Origin of the sequence: Psychrobacter arcticus 273-4, assembly GCF_000012305.1 — a bacterium.
Lineage (GTDB): Bacteria > Pseudomonadota > Gammaproteobacteria > Pseudomonadales > Moraxellaceae > Psychrobacter > Psychrobacter arcticus.
Map to the genome: position 1 here is coordinate 381,472 of NC_007204.1, position 19,517 is coordinate 400,988.

Annotated in this window: 13 protein-coding genes and 1 pseudogene; 9 read left to right on the forward strand and 5 right to left on the reverse strand. The window is 44.0% G+C overall.

The window, feature by feature from the left end:
- Positions 1–49: 49 nt before the first annotated feature.
- The 4 genes from PSYC_RS01605 to PSYC_RS01620 all read left to right on the forward strand — a co-directional run bounded on the left by PSYC_RS01605 (position 50) and on the right by PSYC_RS01620 (position 5,308).
- The gene (locus PSYC_RS01605) at positions 50–856 is read left to right on the forward strand and encodes an enoyl-CoA hydratase/isomerase family protein (RefSeq protein WP_011279618.1); all 807 of its coding nucleotides are present in this window, start codon (positions 50–52) and stop codon (positions 854–856) included.
- 129 nt (positions 857–985) lie between these two features.
- Complete coding sequence (locus PSYC_RS01610) at positions 986–3,106, forward strand: acetyl/propionyl/methylcrotonyl-CoA carboxylase subunit alpha (RefSeq protein ID WP_011279619.1); 2,121 nt, start codon at positions 986–988, stop codon at positions 3,104–3,106.
- A gap of 14 nt (positions 3,107–3,120) precedes the next feature.
- Positions 3,121–4,041, forward strand: coding sequence for a hydroxymethylglutaryl-CoA lyase (locus tag PSYC_RS01615; protein ID WP_011279620.1), 921 nt, complete (start codon positions 3,121–3,123; stop codon positions 4,039–4,041).
- Between the two features lie 79 nt (positions 4,042–4,120).
- Positions 4,121–5,308, forward strand: a complete 1,188-nt coding sequence (locus PSYC_RS01620; protein WP_011279621.1) for an isovaleryl-CoA dehydrogenase — start codon at positions 4,121–4,123, stop codon at positions 5,306–5,308.
- A 101-nt stretch (positions 5,309–5,409) separates the two neighbouring features.
- Here the strand turns inward: PSYC_RS01620 and PSYC_RS01625 are convergent, their stop codons facing one another.
- Positions 5,410–6,138: a pantothenate kinase gene (locus PSYC_RS01625; RefSeq protein ID WP_011279622.1), complete on the reverse strand. Its 729-nt coding sequence runs from the start codon at positions 6,136–6,138 to the stop codon at positions 5,410–5,412.
- A gap of 37 nt (positions 6,139–6,175) precedes the next feature.
- A complete protein-coding gene (locus PSYC_RS01630) occupies positions 6,176–7,150 on the reverse strand; it encodes a biotin--[acetyl-CoA-carboxylase] ligase (protein WP_011279623.1) in 975 nt (324 codons plus the stop codon).
- A 350-nt stretch (positions 7,151–7,500) separates the two neighbouring features.
- Between PSYC_RS01630 and PSYC_RS01635 the strand changes: the two are divergent.
- The 5 genes and pseudogenes from PSYC_RS01635 to ligA all read left to right on the forward strand — a co-directional run bounded on the left by PSYC_RS01635 (position 7,501) and on the right by ligA (position 16,616).
- Positions 7,501–7,994, forward strand: a pseudogene (locus PSYC_RS01635) (TSUP family transporter).
- 51 nt (positions 7,995–8,045) lie between these two features.
- Positions 8,046–8,981: a hypothetical protein gene (locus PSYC_RS01640; protein WP_011279624.1), complete on the forward strand. Its 936-nt coding sequence runs from the start codon at positions 8,046–8,048 to the stop codon at positions 8,979–8,981.
- 72 nt (positions 8,982–9,053) lie between these two features.
- Positions 9,054–12,977 carry an AAA family ATPase gene (locus PSYC_RS01645; RefSeq protein WP_011279625.1) on the forward strand — a complete coding sequence of 1,308 codons (3,924 nt, stop codon included), beginning with the start codon at positions 9,054–9,056 and terminating at the stop codon, positions 12,975–12,977.
- 204 nt (positions 12,978–13,181) lie between these two features.
- The gene (locus PSYC_RS01650; protein ID WP_011279626.1) at positions 13,182–14,207 is read left to right on the forward strand and encodes a cell division protein ZipA C-terminal FtsZ-binding domain-containing protein; all 1,026 of its coding nucleotides are present in this window, start codon (positions 13,182–13,184) and stop codon (positions 14,205–14,207) included.
- A gap of 333 nt (positions 14,208–14,540) precedes the next feature.
- On the forward strand, positions 14,541–16,616 hold the full coding sequence (gene ligA, locus PSYC_RS01655) for an NAD-dependent DNA ligase LigA (protein WP_011279627.1): 2,076 nt from the start codon (positions 14,541–14,543) through the stop codon (positions 16,614–16,616).
- A gap of 233 nt (positions 16,617–16,849) precedes the next feature.
- Here ligA and PSYC_RS01660 read toward each other — a convergent pair whose 3' ends face one another.
- The 3 genes from PSYC_RS01660 to PSYC_RS01670 all read right to left on the reverse strand — a co-directional run bounded on the left by PSYC_RS01660 (position 16,850) and on the right by PSYC_RS01670 (position 19,251).
- Positions 16,850–17,545 carry a DarT1-associated NADAR antitoxin family protein gene (locus tag PSYC_RS01660; RefSeq protein ID WP_011279628.1) on the reverse strand — a complete coding sequence of 232 codons (696 nt, stop codon included), beginning with the start codon at positions 17,543–17,545 and terminating at the stop codon, positions 16,850–16,852.
- Positions 17,546–17,583: 38 nt separating this feature from the next.
- A complete protein-coding gene (locus PSYC_RS01665) occupies positions 17,584–18,405 on the reverse strand; it encodes a DarT ssDNA thymidine ADP-ribosyltransferase family protein (protein ID WP_011279629.1) in 822 nt (273 codons plus the stop codon).
- A 288-nt stretch (positions 18,406–18,693) separates the two neighbouring features.
- Positions 18,694–19,251: a hypothetical protein gene (locus tag PSYC_RS01670; RefSeq protein WP_227500343.1), complete on the reverse strand. Its 558-nt coding sequence runs from the start codon at positions 19,249–19,251 to the stop codon at positions 18,694–18,696.
- Positions 19,252–19,517: the final 266 nt, after the last annotated feature.

Genomic DNA, 19,517 nt, shown 5'->3' on the forward strand with positions numbered 1-19,517 from the left:
GTTTGCAAGTCATTTAGCGCTCATACATACATAAAATATAGAGAAGGTTATGCAACAAAATCTGAATAATTATAAAAGCTTATTGGTCACCGTTGAGCAGCATATCGCGACGGTAACCTTAAATCGCCCTGAGATACGTAATGCCTTTAATGATGAGATGATTGCTGAGCTGACCGACGCATTTAAGTCACTTGGTGCTGATGATGCAGTGCGTGTCATCGTCCTAGCTGCTGCTGGTAAAGCATTTTGTGCGGGAGCGGACCTTAATTGGATGCGTGCTATGGCGGATTATAGCTATGAGGAAAATCTGGCAGACGCGGATAAATTGGCGCAAATGCTCAAGACTATTTATGAGTGTCCAAAGCCAACGATAGCGGCTATTCAAGGGGATGTTTATGCAGGCGGCATGGGTTTGGTTGCCGTTTGTGATGTGGCCATCGCTGTGAGAATTGCCAATTTTTGTCTTAGTGAAGTACGTTTGGGCTTAGCGCCTGCGACCATTAGCCCTTATGTGATTAGAGCACTAGGTGCTAGAGCGTCGCAGCGTTATTTTTTAAGTGCTGAAGTATTCGATGCTAAAAAAGCCCGTCAACTTGGTTTTATCCATGAGCGCGTCAGCGAAGAGTGGCTGGATGAAGCAGTTGCGGCATTTTGTGCCAAAGTGGTCAAAAATAGCCCTGAAGCGGTCAAAACCTGCAAGCGCTTATTGCATGAAGTCGCAGGCGCAGCCATTACCGATGAGCTGATTGCTGATACCGTCAAAGGCATCGCTGATATCCGCTCATCAGAGCAAGGCAAAGAAGGTGTACAAGCATTCTTGCAAAAACGTCAGCCCAATTGGCTAGTAGCAGAGTAGCAATAAAAAATATGTTCGCTAAATTGCCAATGAATAATAAAACCAGTTTAGCGTAAACGGTCATGCGTGAATATCAGCCTACCGTTTGATTATTTATCAACGATAAAACGACAAGATACAGGGATAGTTATGTTTTCTAAAATTTTGATCGCCAACCGTGGTGAAATTGCCTGCCGAGTGGCCGCGACTGCCAAGCGTTTGGGTGTGAGTACCGTCGCGGTTTATTCTGATGCTGACCGTGAAGCCAAGCACGTGGCTGTCTGCGATGAAGCAGTTTATTTGGGTGGTTCGGCTCCTAAAGACAGCTATCTAAAAGGCGATGCTATCATTGCGATTGCCAAAGAGACTGGCGCACAAGCGATTCACCCAGGTTATGGATTTTTAAGTGAAAATGCAGATTTTGCCCAAGCTTGCCAAGATGCAGGATTGGTCTTTATCGGTCCATCGGCTGATGCTATCCGCGCCATGGGCGGTAAATCCGAGTCAAAGCGCTTAATGGAAGCAGCTGGCGTGCCATTGATACCCGGCTATCACGGTGAAAATCAAGATGCCCAGTTTTTACAACAGCAAGCAGACAGCATTGGTTATCCTGTATTGATTAAAGCCAGTGCTGGTGGTGGCGGTAAAGGCATGCGTATCGTTGAGCAGCCCAGTGACTTTATTGATTTATTAGAATCATGCCGCCGTGAAGCGATTACCAGCTTTGGTAACGATCAAGTATTGGTCGAAAAATACGCCCTAAAACCACGCCATATCGAAATTCAAGTATTCGGTGATACGCATGGCAATTACGTCCATCTGTTTGAGCGAGATTGTTCAGTACAGCGTCGCCATCAAAAGGTATTAGAAGAAGCGCCAGCGCCAGGTGTTGATACTGCGATGCGTGAGGCGATGGGAACCGCTGCAATCGAAGCGGCGCGTGCGGTCAATTATTTTGGTGCAGGTACGGTTGAATTTATCGTTGAGCAGCGCGAAGGCTCGATGAACTTTTATTTTATGGAGATGAATACCCGTCTGCAAGTTGAGCATCCGGTCAGTGAAGCCATCTCTGGCGTAGACTTGGTGGAATGGCAGCTGCTAGTAGCGGCAGGTTTGCCATTGCCGAAAAAACAGGAAGAGCTCGCGATAAACGGACATGCGATTGAAGCACGTATTTGTGCTGAAAATCCTGACAATGGGTTTTTACCAGCGACGGGTACTTTATTTATTTACCAAAAGCCTGAGCATAGCACCTTTATCATTAACAAGAACAGCGCAGATGTACGTATTGACGATGGCGTACGCGAAGGCGATGTCATCAGTCCGTTCTATGATTCTATGATTGCAAAACTCATTGTGCATGCACCAACGCGAGAGCAGGCGTTAGCCAAGCTTGATCGTGCACTCGCTCAAACGCGCATTGTAGGTCTGCCTAATAATGTGGCATTTTTGCGCTATATTCTTAATACCGAGTCGTTTAGCCAAGCCAATCTTGATACAGCGCTGATTGAGCGTGAGCGTGAGCAGCTGTTTCATCAGCATCCGCTTGAGTTATCAACGCTCGTGGTTACTGCTATTACGCAGCAACTTGCTAGTGAGGCGGCACTATATGGGTCAGATGCTGATCCCTTTAGCAAGCCTACGGGTTTCCGTGCCTTTAGCGATTATACACGTTCGTTTAGCTTGGTTTGTGCAGAGCAGCCTTATCGTGCCCGTATCAGTAACTGGCACAATGCAGGTTGTTCAGATAACAAAAAGGGTGCTGAAAAGCTCAGTAGCTTTACGCTTGTCATTGAACAAGAAGTCGCCAATACGGACACTCAAGATAATATTAATGTTGCGGCGCAAACGTCGACAGTCTATGAGGGTCAAGTCAGCTATAGCAGCATTGACGCACACAACCATATATTGTGGTTGGAAGGTGCCCGTATCAACGCCCAAAGCTGGACAAACCATGAGACCGTCTATGTGTTTACTGATAACGGACGAGATGAGATTACGCTTGTTGATATCATGGCGCACGTCGGCGAAGAGAATGCAGCGGTCGGTAGCTTAAAGTCGCCAATGCCAGGTCAAGTCGTTGCCTTTAAAGTAGCAGTCGGTGATACCGTGAAAAAAGGCGAGCCATTAGCTGTCATCGAAGCGATGAAAATCGAACATACCATTACTGCACCGACAGATGGCGTGGTTGCAGAATTATTATTTGCTGCGGGTGATTTGGTTGCCGATGGTGATGAGCTATTGCGTATTGACAATGAAGACAGTAAGTAAAAAGGATAATCAGTATGAGTATCTCGTACCCAAAACACGTCACCATCGTTGATGTCAGTCCACGTGATGGCTTGCAAAATGAATCCATGACGGTACCAACTGCGGTTAAGCAAAGGCTTATCGATGATTTGATTGCCGCAGGAGTGAAAAAGCTTGAGGCTGCTAGCTTTGTATCGCCAAAATGGGTGCCGCAAATGGGTGACAATAGCGCGCTGCTCGAAGCACTTGCGGCCACACGCCAAAGTGATGTGAGCTATTCGGTGTTGGTGCCGAACATGCGTGGTTTTGAAAATGCTATCGTGCATCGTCCTGATGAAATCGTTATTTTTGGCTCGGCTAGTGAAACTTTTAGCCAAAAAAATATCAATTGCAGTATTGATGAAAGCATCGAGCGCTTTGCACCCGTTGCTGCTGCTGCAAAAGCGCAAGGCATCAAGGTGCGTGGCGTTATCTCTTGCACAGTTGGTTGCCCTTATGAAGGTGAAATTGACCCAAGCCAAGTAGCCTATGTTACCAAGCGTTTGGTTGAGATTGGCTCAGAGCAGATTGGCATTGCTGATACCATTGGTGTTGGTACACCGCTTAAGGTCCAGCGGGCGTTACAAGCCGCACTAGAGTATGCTGATATAACCATGATGTCGGGACATTTTCATGATACTTATGGTCAAGCATTAAGTAATACCTTAGCGGCATTACAAATGGGCGTCAGTGAATTTGATACCTCAGTAGCGGGACTTGGCGGTTGTCCGTATGCCAAAGGCGCAACGGGCAATGTCGCAACTGAAGATGTGGTTTATATGCTGCATGGTATGGGTATCAGCACTGGCATTAATTTGGATAAATTGGTCGTAGCGGGTGAGCGTATCAGTGAGTTTTTGGGTCGCCCTAACGGCTCAAACGTGGCGCGTGCCTTGATTAATAAACGTCAGTCTTAACCAATGGCATTAAAAATACCGTTGGTCATAAATTAAATAAATATCTCAGCAATTAAACATCAAAATAAAAGGAACAGTTATGAGTTTACCTGGATTGAATTTTCAGCTTGGCGAGGATATCGACGCCTTACGTAATATGGTACAACAGTTTGCTGCCAAAGAAATCGCTCCACGTGCTGCCGAGATTGACAGTAGCGATGAGTTTCCAATGGATTTATGGCAAAAGATGGGCGACATTGGTTTACATGGCATCACCGTTCCCGAAGAGTACGGCGGCTCTGACATGGGTTACGTCGCCCACATGGTAGCGATGGAAGAGATTAGCCGCGCCTCTGCCTCTGTGGCACTTAGCTACGGTGCGCATTCTAACTTGTGTATCAATCAGCTCAAACGTAATGGTAGTGAAGCACAAAAACAAAAATATCTACCAAAATTAATCAGTGGTGAGTTTATTGGTGCACTGGCCATGAGTGAAACTGGTGCAGGCTCTGATGTCGTCAGCATGAAGCTAAAAGCCGAAGAAAAAGACGGTCATTATGTGCTAAATGGTAGCAAAATGTGGATTACTAATGGTCCTGATGCTGATGTGATGATGGTTTATGCTAAGACCAATCCAGAATTAGGTGCTAAAGGCATGACCGCTTTTATCGTTGAAAAAGGCATGGAAGGTTTTGGCACCGCGCAAAAGCTCGATAAATTGGGCATGCGCGGTAGTCATACTGGTGAGATGACTTTTAATAATGTTGAAGTACCTAAAGAGAATATCTTAGGTGGCTTAAACGAAGGCGTTAAAGTGTTAATGAGTGGATTGGATTACGAGCGAGCAGTATTGGCAGCTGGTCCTGTCGGCATCATGCAAGCGGTGATGGACAATGTCGTGCCTTATATCCACGACCGTAAGCAATTCGGTCAAGCGATTGGTGAGTTTCAGCTTATTCAAGGTAAAGTTGCCGATATGTATACTATCTTGCAAGCAGGACGCAGCTTCTTATATACCGTCGGTAAAAACCTCGATATGTTAGATCAGCGCGCTGCCGGTCATAGTCGAGAGGTGCGTAAAGATTGTGCCAGTGTGATTTTATGGTGTGCTGAAAAAGCCACTTGGATGGCAGGCGAGGGCATTCAAATCTTTGGCGGTAATGGCTATACCAACGAGTATCCGCTTGGTCGTTACTGGCGTGATGCCAAGCTGTATGAGATTGGCGCGGGTACCAGTGAGATTCGTCGTATGTTGGTTGGTCGTGAATTGTTTAACGAGACTAAGTAAAAAATATTGTAAAGTGTATTCAGCAGTTACTAAACTAAAAAAGCAGTACGTTTTAAGCGTACTGCTTTTTTATTGGTATTCTATAAAAGCAATTTAAATTGCTAAGACTGTTTACTATGATCAAAATAGCGTGCCAGACCATTTAATAATAAATCATCTCGTAGCCGTACGGGGCGGTTGACGTGTTGGGCAATAATAGCCGCATCGCCACCGGTCATAATCACTTCAAAGTTGGGATGACGAGTGCTAATCTCATTGATTGCCCCAACGATGGATAATAATATCCCTCGATGCACCGCGTCTTGCGTAGTGATACCTTGGCTGACACTATCAAAAGTACCGTTAGAGATGGTGATTTGCTTGGTACCAGAAAATAGCGACTCACGCTGTAAATAGATACTCGGGAAAATATAACCACCCAAATGCGTCGCATGGTCAATCAAATCAATGGTGATGGCTGTACCGCAGCCTATCAGGCATTGACGTTTGGTTTTATCCACCGCGCCGAGCATTTGTAGCCAGCGATCACAGCCGAGCTGCTCGTCGTTGTATGCGCTTTTCATCAGTGGATAATTGGCATCGACGTGAACAAATTCAAACGGGATATTAAGGCGACTGAGCGTCTCTGAGACTTTGATATTAAGATCATCGCCGAGCACTGATGAGATACCGATAAAGTCAGGGGCATAACGCTCAAAGCGGTCGGTCAAACCCATGAGTAATTCGGCAGGTGCTTGTAAATGTTGCTTGGCATCATGCGAGACTATCTGCCCGATATCATCGGTCAGCCAGTATTTAAGGCGGGTGTTGCCGAGATCAAGCCAGAGCATAAAATTCCCTTTAGATAGAGCGCATTAAGTAAATGCTTTAAGCGTTATCAATAACGTCGATGCGTCCGGTAAAAAGCGCAGAAATATTACCGTTATCTTGGCGTAATTGCAAACATCCATGTGTATCAATACCGCAAGCATAGCCAGTTAGCGTCTCTGTCTGACCATTGTGCTCTTGAGTGATGCGTAAGCGCAGTCCTGCTAGGGCATCCATCGAGTCAAATTGCTTTAAAAAGCTGTCTAAATTATAGGTTTGACCGGTTGGTTTTTCTAAACCTAAGTGTTCAAAACGTGTCATTGCTGCCATTAATGCTTTACTCATTTGCTGATAAAGCTCTCGTAGACTTAGCAAAGCACTTGCTGATTTGTCTGGCTCTAGTAGCTGCTTGATATCCTGTAAGCTAATGGCTTGATAGCTCATACCTTCGCAGGTTTGAGCAGTAAGCTTGGGCGTTGCTTGCACATTTAGTCCCACACCCATTACTATCCCGACTAATTTTCCCGCTTGAGTAACTGGCTCTATCAAAATACCCGCAAGCTTATGAAATGGCGTCATTTCATTTGCTAATAGGATTTTATGCAACTCAGATTGATGGTGATATTGATATGAATAAAAGCCTAAATCATTCGCCCATTTTACCCCTATGGGCGTTAAGCCTTGCGCACATAGCTGGTCATTTAATGTTTGTATAATGGGCATTTTTGCCAGCTCAACGCCAATGATTAACGACAATAAACCGCTAATGGGAATATGAACAGGATGATATAACGACAGATAAACATTGCCGCGTGGTGATTGCCATGAGCGTCCGTGTTGTCCACGACCTGCGCTTTGGGTTTCGGCAGTCAGTAGATGCATTGCAGTGGCATTGAGCGTGCCATCCTGTACTGCTGCGATAAGCTCGCTGTTGGTCGAGACGCTGCTAGATAAATGCCTATGGTTAAGATCTGGCAAATGAGTAAGAAGGTATGACTTAGAGGCGCAGTCAGATAAAGAGTCGAGTGGCAGCATAAGTTTTTTCGATGTGGTTAATATAGAAAATCTGATAAATGTGGCAGGGGAAATCTTTGATATACTGAGCGATTGTCACAGATAAACAAGATAGAGTCGGTGAAAAGTAATATCGATACAACACCTACTACTGGTGCAAATTTTTCTTGCTTGCTGTGCCTACGCAGACAGAGGCTGCAAAAAATTTGCACCAGCAATACGGTAGCGACTTTAAAGTATGTCAACTATAGAGTAGATAGGATAAAGGTCGGCTGATGATTTGGCAAATGCAATTAAGCGCATCATAAGTAAGTGCCAAAAAGATAAAATAACTTAATATAAAAAATGCAGGATAAAAGGCTGATTCGATGATGTTATATGGATGGTTTGTGATTGCAGGGGCGTTTGCGGGTGTCAGCGCAGGCTTGTTCGGCGTCGGTGGCGGCATGATTATCGTGCCAGCATTGGTCTGGATTTTTACTGCTTATAATTTTCCGCCAGAAGTGGTGACTCATTTGGCTATTGGTACCTCGCTTGCAACCATCGTTGTGACCTCAATCAGCTCACTCACTGCCCATAATAAGCGTGGCGGTGTACGCTGGGAAGTTTGGCGCCGGTGCTGGCATTGGCTGGCGCGGCAGGTTTTGCATGGTTTGGTCAAGATGTCGCCAATCTACCTGAGGGCACGATAGGCTTTGTCCATATTTCAGGATTTTTAGGTATCTCAGCGGCTAGCTTTATTATGGCAAAAGTCGGAGCCAAGCTTGCCCATGTCTTACCTGTGCTGACACTTAAGCGTGCATTTGGTGTGCTACTGCTATTTGCTGGTGGACAATTATTGTTAAGTGGGCTTGGGGTTATATAAAGATTTTAAATTTTAATAGAAATTAAAGCGTTAACTTAAGGGTACTGGTAAATGAAAGCTGCAGAAAAATATCGCCGTGTGTTTGGCTCAATCAGCCATCTAAAAGACCAGATTCCATGGACGACAGGTTTATCCAACATGGTAGAGTTTCTCGTATGGGAGCCACAGCGTGTACTTGGTATCAGCAAAAAACAATATGTACGTCAAATTATTGAATGGACAACAAGTCTAGAATTGAAAGATAAGAGTCTAGAAGAAATAGAGGAAGCTATTAGTCAAAAGCTTAATCAAAAAATGAATGAGTCTGAGCAGTTAGAAACTTACTCAAAGAAAACAACGGGTATTTGTAATGCTAGGGAAGCTGTTCGCCGAGTTAAGTTTTTTTCTGAAGATTACCTAAATAAAGAATTCGATATTTTCCTAAGTTTATGTAGTGATAGTTATCTAAATTTATTCTATGGACAATTCATTAATTTCGACCAAAGCGGTTCATGGTCGACACATGGTAATAGTGGTATCTTTGAATATAGTACCGAACTAAACGCTATGTTTATGGATAATTTATCCTATAACCATGAGGCGAATGTATTAATTGCCAATGAACTAAAGCTTAATGGTAAAAAAAATGCTGACCAAATATTAAAGTATTGCCTAATGTACGAGTATTTATTAAAAATAGGATTTATTGATAAAGATACAAAGTTTTTATTATTATTCATTGGTGGTAGCATTTTAAAAGAAGATAAGCAAAGTCTCATAAATCAAGAAATAACTATGTGTCAGACCAAGCCTGAAAAATATAAGCATTTATTAAAAGATGAATTGCTAGAAGTGGCGAAACATTTAGAAATCGCCAGTATCACGTGGCAATCGCTGATAGAGTTTAATAACTGTTACTTGAATCAAAATGAGGTTTGCCAAGTAGAACAAAAACTACTTCAAGGGTTCAATCAAAGCCTTCAATCAAAATCGTTTATGCACTTATAATTTTAACCCTAAAAACTCACTCTAATTTCAGGTAGAATAGCCGCCTGTTTTTGCTAAGTTTACTGATCCTTCATGCGTCTAAAATCCCTTAAGCTGGCAGGCTTTAAATCCTTTGCCAATCCAACGACTTTTACCTTTCGTCATGGCATTACCGCCATTGTCGGGCCAAACGGCTGCGGCAAATCAAATGTGATTGATGCCATTCGTTGGGTGTTGGGCGAAACCTCTGCCAAGCAGTTACGTGGCGGGGCGATGAGTGATGTCATCTTTGCTGGCACGCAAGATAAAGCCGCCAAAAGTGTTGCCAGTGTTGAGCTAACTTTTGAGCATACGCAAGATGAGAAAACGGGTATTCGCCACGAGTTTAATTTATATCAAGAGCTGTCTGTCCGCCGTCAGGTAAATTTGGATGGACGCTCGGATTACTTTATTAATGGCACACGCTGTCGTCGCCGTGATGTCGTCGATGTATTCTTAGGTACGGGTCTTGGCGCGCGTAGCTATGCGGTTATTGAGCAGGGGATGATTGGGCGTATTGTTGAATCTAGCCCCATGCAGCTGCGTGAGTTTATCGAAGAGGCGGCAGGGGTGTCGCGCTATCAAGCACGCCGAGAAGAAACGCAAAAGAAACTTAAGAGGACCCAAGACAATTTAGCACGTTTACATGATATGCAAAGTGAGCTGGTTAGCCAACAAAAGCGACTGTCTAAGCAAGCAGCCAGTGCTGAGCGCTACGAAGAACTGGCATTAACGCTTGCTGATATCAAGCAGCAACTTGCCATTCAGCAATTATATCAAGCCAAACACAATCAGCAGCAGCAAAGAATCGTCCATGAGAGTAGCACTAATGAGGTCTCAGCCCTGCAAGCCAGCCATGAGACCCTAAAAGCTAAGCAGGATAAGCTTGCTGCGCATATCAATCAAGAGCAGTGGCTAAAAGACGATGCTCAAAGTGCACACTATAAGCAGCAGCTAAGCTATCAACAGTCTGAACATCAACTCAGCGCTACAAAGTCACAACTGAGTGCTACCGCGCTGCAGCTTGCTAGCTTGGATCAGCAGTGCGTACAAGCAGTTGCTGAGATTGAATGTCTAAAATCTGAACAAGCAGAGCAGCAGAATATATTAGAAGAACTGCGTCCGCAGCTTAGCGAGCTGAATGAAAAACGTGAATCGCATAAACGTAACGAGCAACCATTACAACGCGCATGGCATGAGGCGCAAAATCAATTATCACGGCTGCAAGATAATGCTCGCACACTTGAGCAGCAAAAAGCTATTAATACACAAGCACAAAAGCGCCATCAGCAAAGCCATGATAAATGGCAGCGCCGTCAGCAAAGTTGGCAGAATTTATGGCAGAAAATGCAACAATCACTATCACCACCTGGTAATAATGATGGTTCTGATGGGCAAGAAAAAGCGGATGTGAAAAATTTACATCAGACCTTAGAGACGCAAGTTGCTGAGCTAAACAAACAGTTGCAGCAGATTGAGTGGCAACAAGATAGCATCGATGAGCGCCTGTCCGAACTACAACCGCAAGCGCATGAGTTACAGCAGCGATTAAATATGCAGCAGCGTGAGTTGAATGAACATGAAAAACGTCACGCTGTATTGGCAGCTGAGTATGATACCCTGCATCAAATATTACATCCTAAACCTACGGCAAAACCTCAACCGCCAGCATCTATTTCGGAGACTGGTTTAGAAAACGAAATAGCCAGCGACTCTCATGAATTAGCCATTACTACTTTGCGTGATCAGATTGAGCTAAGCGAAAAAGGTCGAGAACATGCACAGCTACTCGATAGCGTGTTGGCGTTATGGTTGGAAAGTCATGTATTAATTGCTAATCCAACCAATCAATCACACGCCAATGATGACTCTCGAAAAGCGAGTAGCCTATGGCAAGTTCTTAGACATGACTTTACCCATCTTTTTACTTACCAAACGGCACAAAACGAGCATAATAGTAAAGGTCAATCATCAGTAGGGAGCGGTCACAGCTTATGGTTATCTGCTACGCAAAATGAGTTAGCTACAAAGCCATTTATCAGTAATTTGCCAGATACTTTAATTGATAAAGTACGGCCTTTATCGCAGCTGATTACCGCACCGAACTTAGCACTTTTGCAGCAATGCTATCTATATATTGCGCAACCTGAGACAGATAATAAACAAGCGCTTGAAGAAGTTTTAAAAGTATTGCCGCCATCTGCTATTTTGCTCACGTCTGATGGCTGGCTTATCAGTCGTCAGGGTACGATGAATATCAGTAATTTTGTGGGTGCGCAAGATGGGCAAAATGATAGTAACAGTCAATTTTTAACACAGCGTTTACAGCAGCGTAGCCGTTTACAAGCGTTAGAAGAATTGCTTGATGAGTTTGAAAGCAAAATACAAGACCAGAAAAAGGCTATTGCTAATAACCAGCGTAACTATGATGCACTAACGGTCAGCTTAGAAGAGACGCGTGCCCAAGCTGAGCAATTAGTCCGTGATAAACATCAATATCAGCAGCAGCTCACCACTCAACGCGCTAATGCTGAGCGCTTACAAGCGGACAGCCGACGCCTAACTGTTGATAAAGCTGCTCTTGAGCAAGAGCAGCAGGAATTAGCTCAAGAGCAGCAAGTGCTTAATGATGAGCAGCAGGATATCCAAAGCGAGATAGCAGCGCTAACGCCACAGATAGCTGATGCGCGAGCGACAACTCAGCAATTACAAGCGGAACGCAGTGAGCTAACCCGCACGCGTCAGGCAGATGATGACGCTTGGCAAGCCTTGCAGCTTCGTGTTCAGCAGAGCGAGATGCGATTGGAGCATAGTGCGAGCAGCCTTGCACGTGCTACCAAGCAACACGACAAGTCACTACAAAGTGAGCAAAGACTAAAAGTAAATTATGAACAGCAGCAAAATAAGCTGCCAGCACTGCAAGCAGCACTGCAAACAGCGCAAACAGCGCGCGATGAGAAACAGGTACTGTTAACAGAGCGCGAGACAGCATTAACAGCGCTGAAGCAAGAGTATAATCAGCAGCAGGTCGAGCTGGATACCGTACAAAATATCTTACAAACTCAACAAAGCGAGCTTGCGTGTCTTGCCACCGAGCTAGCACTAAGCGCAGCGAGATTAGATGATGCTAGCAATCATACACAAGCAGCGCTAGATGCTTACCATAAAGTGAGCCATAAATATAAAGCGCAATCGGACATAGCTCAGCACCCGCAGCAAACAATGAGCGTGTCAAATTTATTAGCAGATTTTATCGCTCATGATCGCCGTGTACGTCCAGATAAAATCGCTGAGCTTGAGACTGAGCGTAGTAAGCTTGAGCAGCAATTAAGTAAAATAGGCGCGGTTAATCTTGCCGCGGTGGCAGAATTGGCGGAGGTTAATGAACGCTTAGAGCCACTCGCGCAGCAGACAGCAGATATTGCTGCCAGCATGCAGACGTTGACCGAGGCGATTGCGTCAATTGATGAAACCACCAAGACGCTATTTATGCAGACGCTTGATGCGGTCAATAATGAGCTTGCCAATTTATTTGAAAAAGTCTTTGGCAGCGGGCAAGCAAGCTTGACCTTGAATGTGGAAGATATGCCTGTTAATGCGCCAAAATCAGAACAGTGGCGCGCGGGGCTTACCTTGATGGCACAACCAAAAGGTAAGCGTAACAGTCGGTTGGCCGTGCTTTCAGGCGGCGAAAAGACACTGACCGCGCTGAGTTTGATTTTTGCCATATTTAAGCAGCATCCTGCACCGTTTTGTGTGCTTGATGAGGTTGATGCACCGCTCGATGATGCGAATGTTGCACGCTTTACCAGTCTCATTCATGAATTAGCAGACGACTTGCAGTTTATCTTTATCAGCCATAATAAGCTGACGATGCAGATTGCTGATGAGCTAAAAGGTGTCACCATGCCAAACGCTGGTATTTCAACTTTGGTCAGCGTCTCGCTTGATGAGGCAGCACGTTACCTTTCTGATTAAGAGCATCGCTGAATAGCAAAAATAGTGATAACTGGCAGCGATTGTCAGTGGTATAGTTAGGGCTGAGGTCATAAGGTCACGCAAGTATGTCAGCCTCATGGTAAACGATGACTATATGGTGACGATATTAATTAGCCATGCTAGACTATTGCCATTTATTCCCTCTTATGTATTCCCTTTTGTCGTATATTAGGATTATTTCTCATGACCGCTATTCAGTTTATATTGATCGCCATTGCCGCATTGATTGTGCTTGCTGGGCTAATTATGGTCATGCGTGGCTTTAAGCGTCGCAAAAATGCAGAAGCTGCTGCGGTCAATTATGATAAAAACGGTATTCCTATCATACCGCGTCATGAGCGCAATATCGTCGACCAGCCAGATTTGGATGATACGGTCGCTGGAGAGACCAGTATCACTCCTGACCGTAGTTATTTAAATGCTGTCGTTGAAGATAAGCCTATGACCCAATCGTATCAGCATGACGATGAGCAGTTGACGGCTGCCAACAATCATATAGGCGATGATGCACGCGACGATTATAGCCAAATAGATGATGAAGACTATGCACGCTGGCAGGCTGAACAGCAGCACGCTGGCAATAGCGAGTTTGTAGAAGTCGCTGATCAAATGAATATCGAACAAGAGCCTGATGCATTTTCAAGCTTGGTATCGGCGACGGACAGCCTGGTGCCATCTATTGATACGGCAGAAGAGCCAAGCTTTGATAGTAATAGCCCGATACTCGATCAGCATTTATCAAAGCCAGTTGATGACGCGCAGAACGCTTCTCTTATCAACGCCAAAGACAATATTAATATCACCATCTTGCCGCACCAATATCGTGACCGTCCGCAAGCGGTGATTCGTGGTCGTGACTTATTGGCATTAATTGATAAATATGGTCTGCGCTATGGCGCGATGAATATGTTCCATCGCTATGAGCAAAAAGACGGTACTGGCATGCTTTGGTTTAGTATGATGGGCATTACCGATAGTGGTATCGCACCTTTTGATCCACATAGCGTGGCAACTAATACATACAACGGCGTGGTGGTCTTCTTATCATTGCCGCATCCACAAGCGCTGCGCAGTTTCGATAGTATGATGAGCATCGCTTATATGATGGCAAGCGATTTGGACGCCGTTATGCTTGATGAAGAGAATGACCCAATCACCCCTGAATACAAGCAGCAACTGCGCAATCAAGTGCGCGACTATGAAGGTTAATCGCTACCAAGGTCGATTAAAAATAGATAAATAGTAGCAGTACCATAAAAGGCAAATAGCGATAACGTTATTTGCCTTTTATATAGTTGAAATACTTTAAAATCGCTACCGTATTGCTGGTGTAAATTTTTTGCAGCCTCTGTCTGCGTAGGCACAGCAAGCAAGAAAAATTTGCACCAGTAGTACGTGTTGTATCGATATTACTTTTCACCGACTATAGTTTTCGGTCTGTGAGTATTTCAACATCCTAATTTTCGCTAAAATGTCATCCGAGCATCCTGCAAAATTGTTATCATATCGGCATCTTGAATTGCAAAGAAAAAGACGCCGACTATGACTGATGCTATCTCACCGCTTACCTCTAAAGACATCGATACTGCAAAACCTATTACCAATGATGATGCTATCGTCACTCAGATGCGTACGTTTATCGATACACTTAAGCAGCATAATTATGCCTATTATGTGCTCGATAATCCTATCTTAGAAGACAGCGAATACGATCAATTACGTCGCTCTTTACTTGAGCTTGAAGAAGAATATCCAGACTTGGTACAGCCTGACAGCCCTATCAATCAAGTCGGTGATATGCCGTTGCCTGCTTTTACTCAAGTGACCCACGACATCCCGATGCTATCGCTTGGGAACGTCTTTGAATATAATGATTTGCGTGATTTTATGCGCCGCGTTAATGATCGCTTAAGCGTGGCTCAGCAAAGCCCAGAATATGAGATGGAGCTAAAGCTGGATGGTTTGGCGGTATCACTCAAGTATGTCCACGGTAAATTTACGCAAGCGGTTACGCGCGGTGATGGTCAAACGGGCGAGGATATCACCCAAAATGCCAAAACCATTCGCAATATGCCGCTTTGGCTCGCTGATGCCGCTGACATCGAACTGTTAGAGGTGCGCGGTGAAGTACTGATGCCCAAGGCAGGTTTTGAGCGTCTAAATCGCCTAGCGGCAGAAAAAGAGGAAAAAACTTTTGCCAATCCACGCAATGCTGCCGCTGGGAGCTTACGTCAGCTTGATCCAAGTGTAGCCGCCAGTCGTCCGTTGGCGTTTTACGCCTATTCAGTCAATCAAGGATTGCTTGACACTATCGATACTCAGTCAGCAGCGCTCGCATGGATAAAAGATATTGGCTTTAGCGTCAGTGCAGTCGAAGTGGTATCAAACCCACGCGAGGCTCAAACCTATTATGAGTCAATCATTGCAACGCGTGCAGATTTGCCGTTTGAGATTGATGGCATGGTCATTAAGGTCAATAGCCTTGCATTACAGCAGCAGCTTGGCTTTCTATCACGTGAGCCGCGCTGGGCAACCGCTTATAAATTCCCTGCCGAAACCGTCATGACGCGCTTGCATGCTATCGACTGGCAAGTCGGACGTACTGGGCAAATCACCCCAGTTGGCAAGCTTGAGCCAGTGAAAGTCGGTGGCGTTACCGTCAGCAATGTTACCTTGCATAACTTCGGTGAGATTCAGCGATTGGACGTACGTGCAGGCGATATGGTCAGCGTCCATCGTGCAGGTGATGTCATCCCTAAAGTGACCCGTGTCTGGCATGAGCAACGTCCAGAAAATTCTGAACCGGTACAGCTGCCGTCGACCTGTCCGGTGTGCGACTCTCCTGTGGTATTGCCCAAAGATGAAGCATTGGCACGTTGTACCGGCGGACTGTTTTGTCCCGCGCAGCAGCAAGAAGCGCTCATTCACTTTGTCTCACGTCGAGCGATGGATATCGATGGGCTTGGTGCGAGCTGGCTCATTAGCTTCTTTGAGCATGGTTTGGTCAAGACGGTCGCTGATATTTATCAGTTGCACAATCATCAAGAAGAACTGGTTACGCTTGAAAAACTAGGCGAAAAGTCGGTGCAAAATATCATCAGCGCCATTGAAGCCAGTAAACATACTACGCTATCACGTTTTATCTATGCGCTGGGTATTCGCGGTGTCGGTGAGACGACGGCGCAAAACCTCGCCCAGCAATTTGGCGACCTTGATGCCTTAATGTCTGCCAGTATCGAAAAACTGCTACTCACGCCAGATGTGGGCGCTATTACTGCTGAACTTGCCTATAAATTCTTCCGCGCACCGCACAATATCGAAGTCATCACTGCACTGCGCGAAGCTGGCGTGCATTGGGATAAGGTCGAGCAAGTGGTATCAGAGGGCTTGCCGCTCGATGGGCAAACGTGGGTTATAACCGGCGCACTTGATAGCATGGCACGCGATGAAGCCAAAGCAAAACTACAAGCGCTCGGTGCCAAAGTCTCCGGTAGCATCTCGGCAAAAACCACTGCGCTACTAGCAGGTGATAAGGCTGGCTCAAAAATGGCGAAAGCGGAGAAATTGGGTGTGAAGGTGGTGGGTGAGGAAGAGTTTTTGGCGTTGGTTGGGGAGTAGAGCAAGTCCTTGCTATTAAAAGAGCAATGATACAGAAACGAAAAAGCATGGCCTCAGCATTGAGTTCTTTTAAAGTGGGCAAATATGCGGGTCATGTGTCGTCTTACTTTAATGGTTTACTCGGCGCTCGTCCCTCGCGCTACTGCTGAAAATATACAAGAAGTAAATGAGGGCTATACCCTATGACTCTAAGATAACTGATGGATACGTTGAGCGTAACTGACCTGTACCTACTAAAATAGTGTAAGGTTTTCATTTAGTTGATAGGTGTTACTTATTTGAAATTCTTTGTAAAAATCTAAAAATTCATCAGGATTTCTTATGCTTTCTAACATATTTCTTTTTGCAAGAGCTACAAACATCGCAATTGAATAAGCTTGACAGTTAATTGATTTTTTAGGATTGAATTCAATATCTGTAAAGGTTTGATACTGCATTAATCTATCATGCAGCTGGACGTTTTGATTTAAGGCATTCACATATAACCAGTCATAAAATGCTGTTAAGGGGTTTAATTGCCATTTAGTATTATAAAACTCAAACCCAATTAATTTTCCTGAATTCCTCAACCTTTCATCTTTTTTAGCTTGCTTGGAGGTTACTTTTAATAAGTCAGTATAAGCACCACCATTTTCAAAAACCTTACTGCTTTGAAAGGCACATTCCACACTATATTTCTCTTTTGTAGCTTTATCAGCTATCATCAAATTAAAAGCACTAAGAGCCACACCTAAGTCTTCTTTAGATTTACTGGAAACTTCTAAAATCTTATCAAAACCATACTTCTCTTGAATTGAGTTATGAAGTTCGTCAATTGACTTCTGTTTTTGTACTGCTGCAAATCCTGAATGATATTTAAACTCAACCATTTCAGTTTTAACAAGAAATTTATTTTTAAACTGGGGAATATACGTTGGTCTTTGAGCCATACTTTAGTCCTTTTCGAAGCTTATTAATAATTTCAAAGTCACTCTCTTTTTCCAAAAGCCGAATTATCGTTAGAATCTTCAATAAAAGTGAATTTAGAAAATTTTTCTTCGAAATATTTTAGATATTTTTCACTCTGTAAATAACAAGCTTCTATTGAATCAGGGGGAATGTGATCAAACACAACCACCTCTGCCTGAACATCAGTAGGAAATTCATCTGTTAAGTAGTCTTGTCTAGTTACGACTCCATTACGGGTTTCAACTTTTTCCTCAAATAGCGAAAAAAATGCGTTAGAAGTCATAAATTCGCTTAATGATTTATTCCTATAGTCTCCAAAAGCAGAATTAGTTTGAAAAAAAGCACAGTCATGATTTAATATAACCTTTCTAGCATCCAAAACAATAACAGCCCAGGACTCAATATCTTTAAGCTGCATTCTTTTTCTATAAAACATTTGATGGTTAGGAAAAGATATCGATAAACAAACTCCATTCTTCATACCCTCAAATCTTCCATCATCTGTCCATATGGCGTCAGGTAGGTTCTCGTCTATATAATCTCTAGGGTATAAGCCATTATTTAAAATACTTTCAAGATTATTAATCGGCGTAAAGTGGCAAAGAATCTGAATGCCCCGAGACCCCATCATCTTTTCCATTTCAAATCTATGATAAAACTTATTTTCCGCATACTCTGAAAGACGTTTATCAAGCAGTTCAACAAGCTTTTCTTGTGATGATGTTAAAGTAATACGTTCAATATCTTTTAATGACTTACTATCGCTTATGATGCTATCCCAAAGTTGCTCGATTAATACCATACGCTCTGAAACTGGCAGTTTTTCTAAAGATAGTTGCACATTAAACTCCTTTTATTCAAGTGCTGTTATCCTAACAACTTTCCTTTAATCATATTAAGGGTGATAACCTATTATGTATTTGTTATTCATGTAGAGTTGAAAGGCGGTGCGAGGTACGAGCGAGTCGTCAAAGAAAATCGAGAAATGATAGGCATATTTGCTCATCCTTAAAGCAAGTGATACTGAGGCTAGCTTTCAAATTTCTATGACCCTGCTTTATTTTGATAATTAAAAGTTACTGTGCGTGGTATACAAAGAAACGCAGATAAGACGCTACTCTAATACTAGCTACTCCACCATCTCTCCATGCGCCTTCGCTTCACTTTTCTTACCATCTGGCACAATTACGATAGGTAGCACCAACCCTTTTGCAAATTCCCCAGCCAATACATAATCATAGCTGCCAGCAGCGATATCAGGCGTGGTATGAATGATTAGCTTCATATCTTTATCATCAGTCAGCTCATGCGAAACATAGCTTTCACTGAGCTGATCCAAGGCTTTAGATAGTGCCTCATTACTTGCCATGCTCACAGTCAGATTGTGCTGAGCTGTGGCGTTATCTACTTTGAAATACTCTGCATAATCACGGACATTTTGGCTATCGAGCGCAAACGGATACTGATAATTAGCAAGATCGGCTGGTTTCTCACCGCTATCCATGACTGACCAATCTATCGTATTGGCTGCCGCTGAGTCCGCCGTCGATACCGCCGCATCGGTTTTTTTAGCAGCAGTATCAGCACTATTATCGCAGCCTGCCAGCGCCCACATACTGGCAGTAGCAATGATGAGTATAGTTATAAGGCGCTTTGGCATCGAGGTATCCTCTTTATGATAAGTCATGAGACATTTTTATAGAGGAGCTATTTTGACAGCTTTCTGTGCGCTTCTCTATAGTTAAAATCCTTTAAAGTCGCTACCGTATTGCTGGTGTAAATTTTTTGCAGCCTCTGTCTGCGTAGGCACAGCAAGCAAGAAAAATTTGCACCAGTAGTACCTGTTGTATCGATATTACTTTTCACCGACTATAGCGAAATACAGAGAAGGGTTGTTTCTTATTCTAGCAAGTCAGATAATGAGGCGCATTTCCTACAAAGCGCTCAACAGAG

What these genes read in the sequence shown, in the direction of transcription:
- PSYC_RS01630 (WP_011279623.1), bottom strand. Translation starts at nt 7,150, where the DNA reads ATGCTGCCACTCGACTCTTTATCTGACTGCGCCTCTAAGTCATACCTT.
- PSYC_RS01670 (WP_227500343.1), bottom strand. Translation starts at nt 19,251, where the DNA reads ATGACTTATCATAAAGAGGATACCTCGATGCCAAAGCGCCTTATAACT.
- PSYC_RS01625 (WP_011279622.1), bottom strand. Translation starts at nt 6,138, where the DNA reads ATGCTCTGGCTTGATCTCGGCAACACCCGCCTTAAATACTGGCTGACC.
- PSYC_RS01610 (WP_011279619.1), top strand. Translation starts at nt 986, where the DNA reads ATGTTTTCTAAAATTTTGATCGCCAACCGTGGTGAAATTGCCTGCCGA.
- ligA (WP_011279627.1), top strand. Translation starts at nt 14,541, where the DNA reads ATGACTGATGCTATCTCACCGCTTACCTCTAAAGACATCGATACTGCA.
- PSYC_RS01660 (WP_011279628.1), bottom strand. Translation starts at nt 17,545, where the DNA reads ATGGCTCAAAGACCAACGTATATTCCCCAGTTTAAAAATAAATTTCTT.
- PSYC_RS01645 (WP_011279625.1), top strand. Translation starts at nt 9,054, where the DNA reads ATGCGTCTAAAATCCCTTAAGCTGGCAGGCTTTAAATCCTTTGCCAAT.
- PSYC_RS01605 (WP_011279618.1), top strand. Translation starts at nt 50, where the DNA reads ATGCAACAAAATCTGAATAATTATAAAAGCTTATTGGTCACCGTTGAG.
- PSYC_RS01620 (WP_011279621.1), top strand. Translation starts at nt 4,121, where the DNA reads ATGAGTTTACCTGGATTGAATTTTCAGCTTGGCGAGGATATCGACGCC.
- PSYC_RS01650 (WP_011279626.1), top strand. Translation starts at nt 13,182, where the DNA reads ATGACCGCTATTCAGTTTATATTGATCGCCATTGCCGCATTGATTGTG.
- PSYC_RS01640 (WP_011279624.1), top strand. Translation starts at nt 8,046, where the DNA reads ATGAAAGCTGCAGAAAAATATCGCCGTGTGTTTGGCTCAATCAGCCAT.
- PSYC_RS01615 (WP_011279620.1), top strand. Translation starts at nt 3,121, where the DNA reads ATGAGTATCTCGTACCCAAAACACGTCACCATCGTTGATGTCAGTCCA.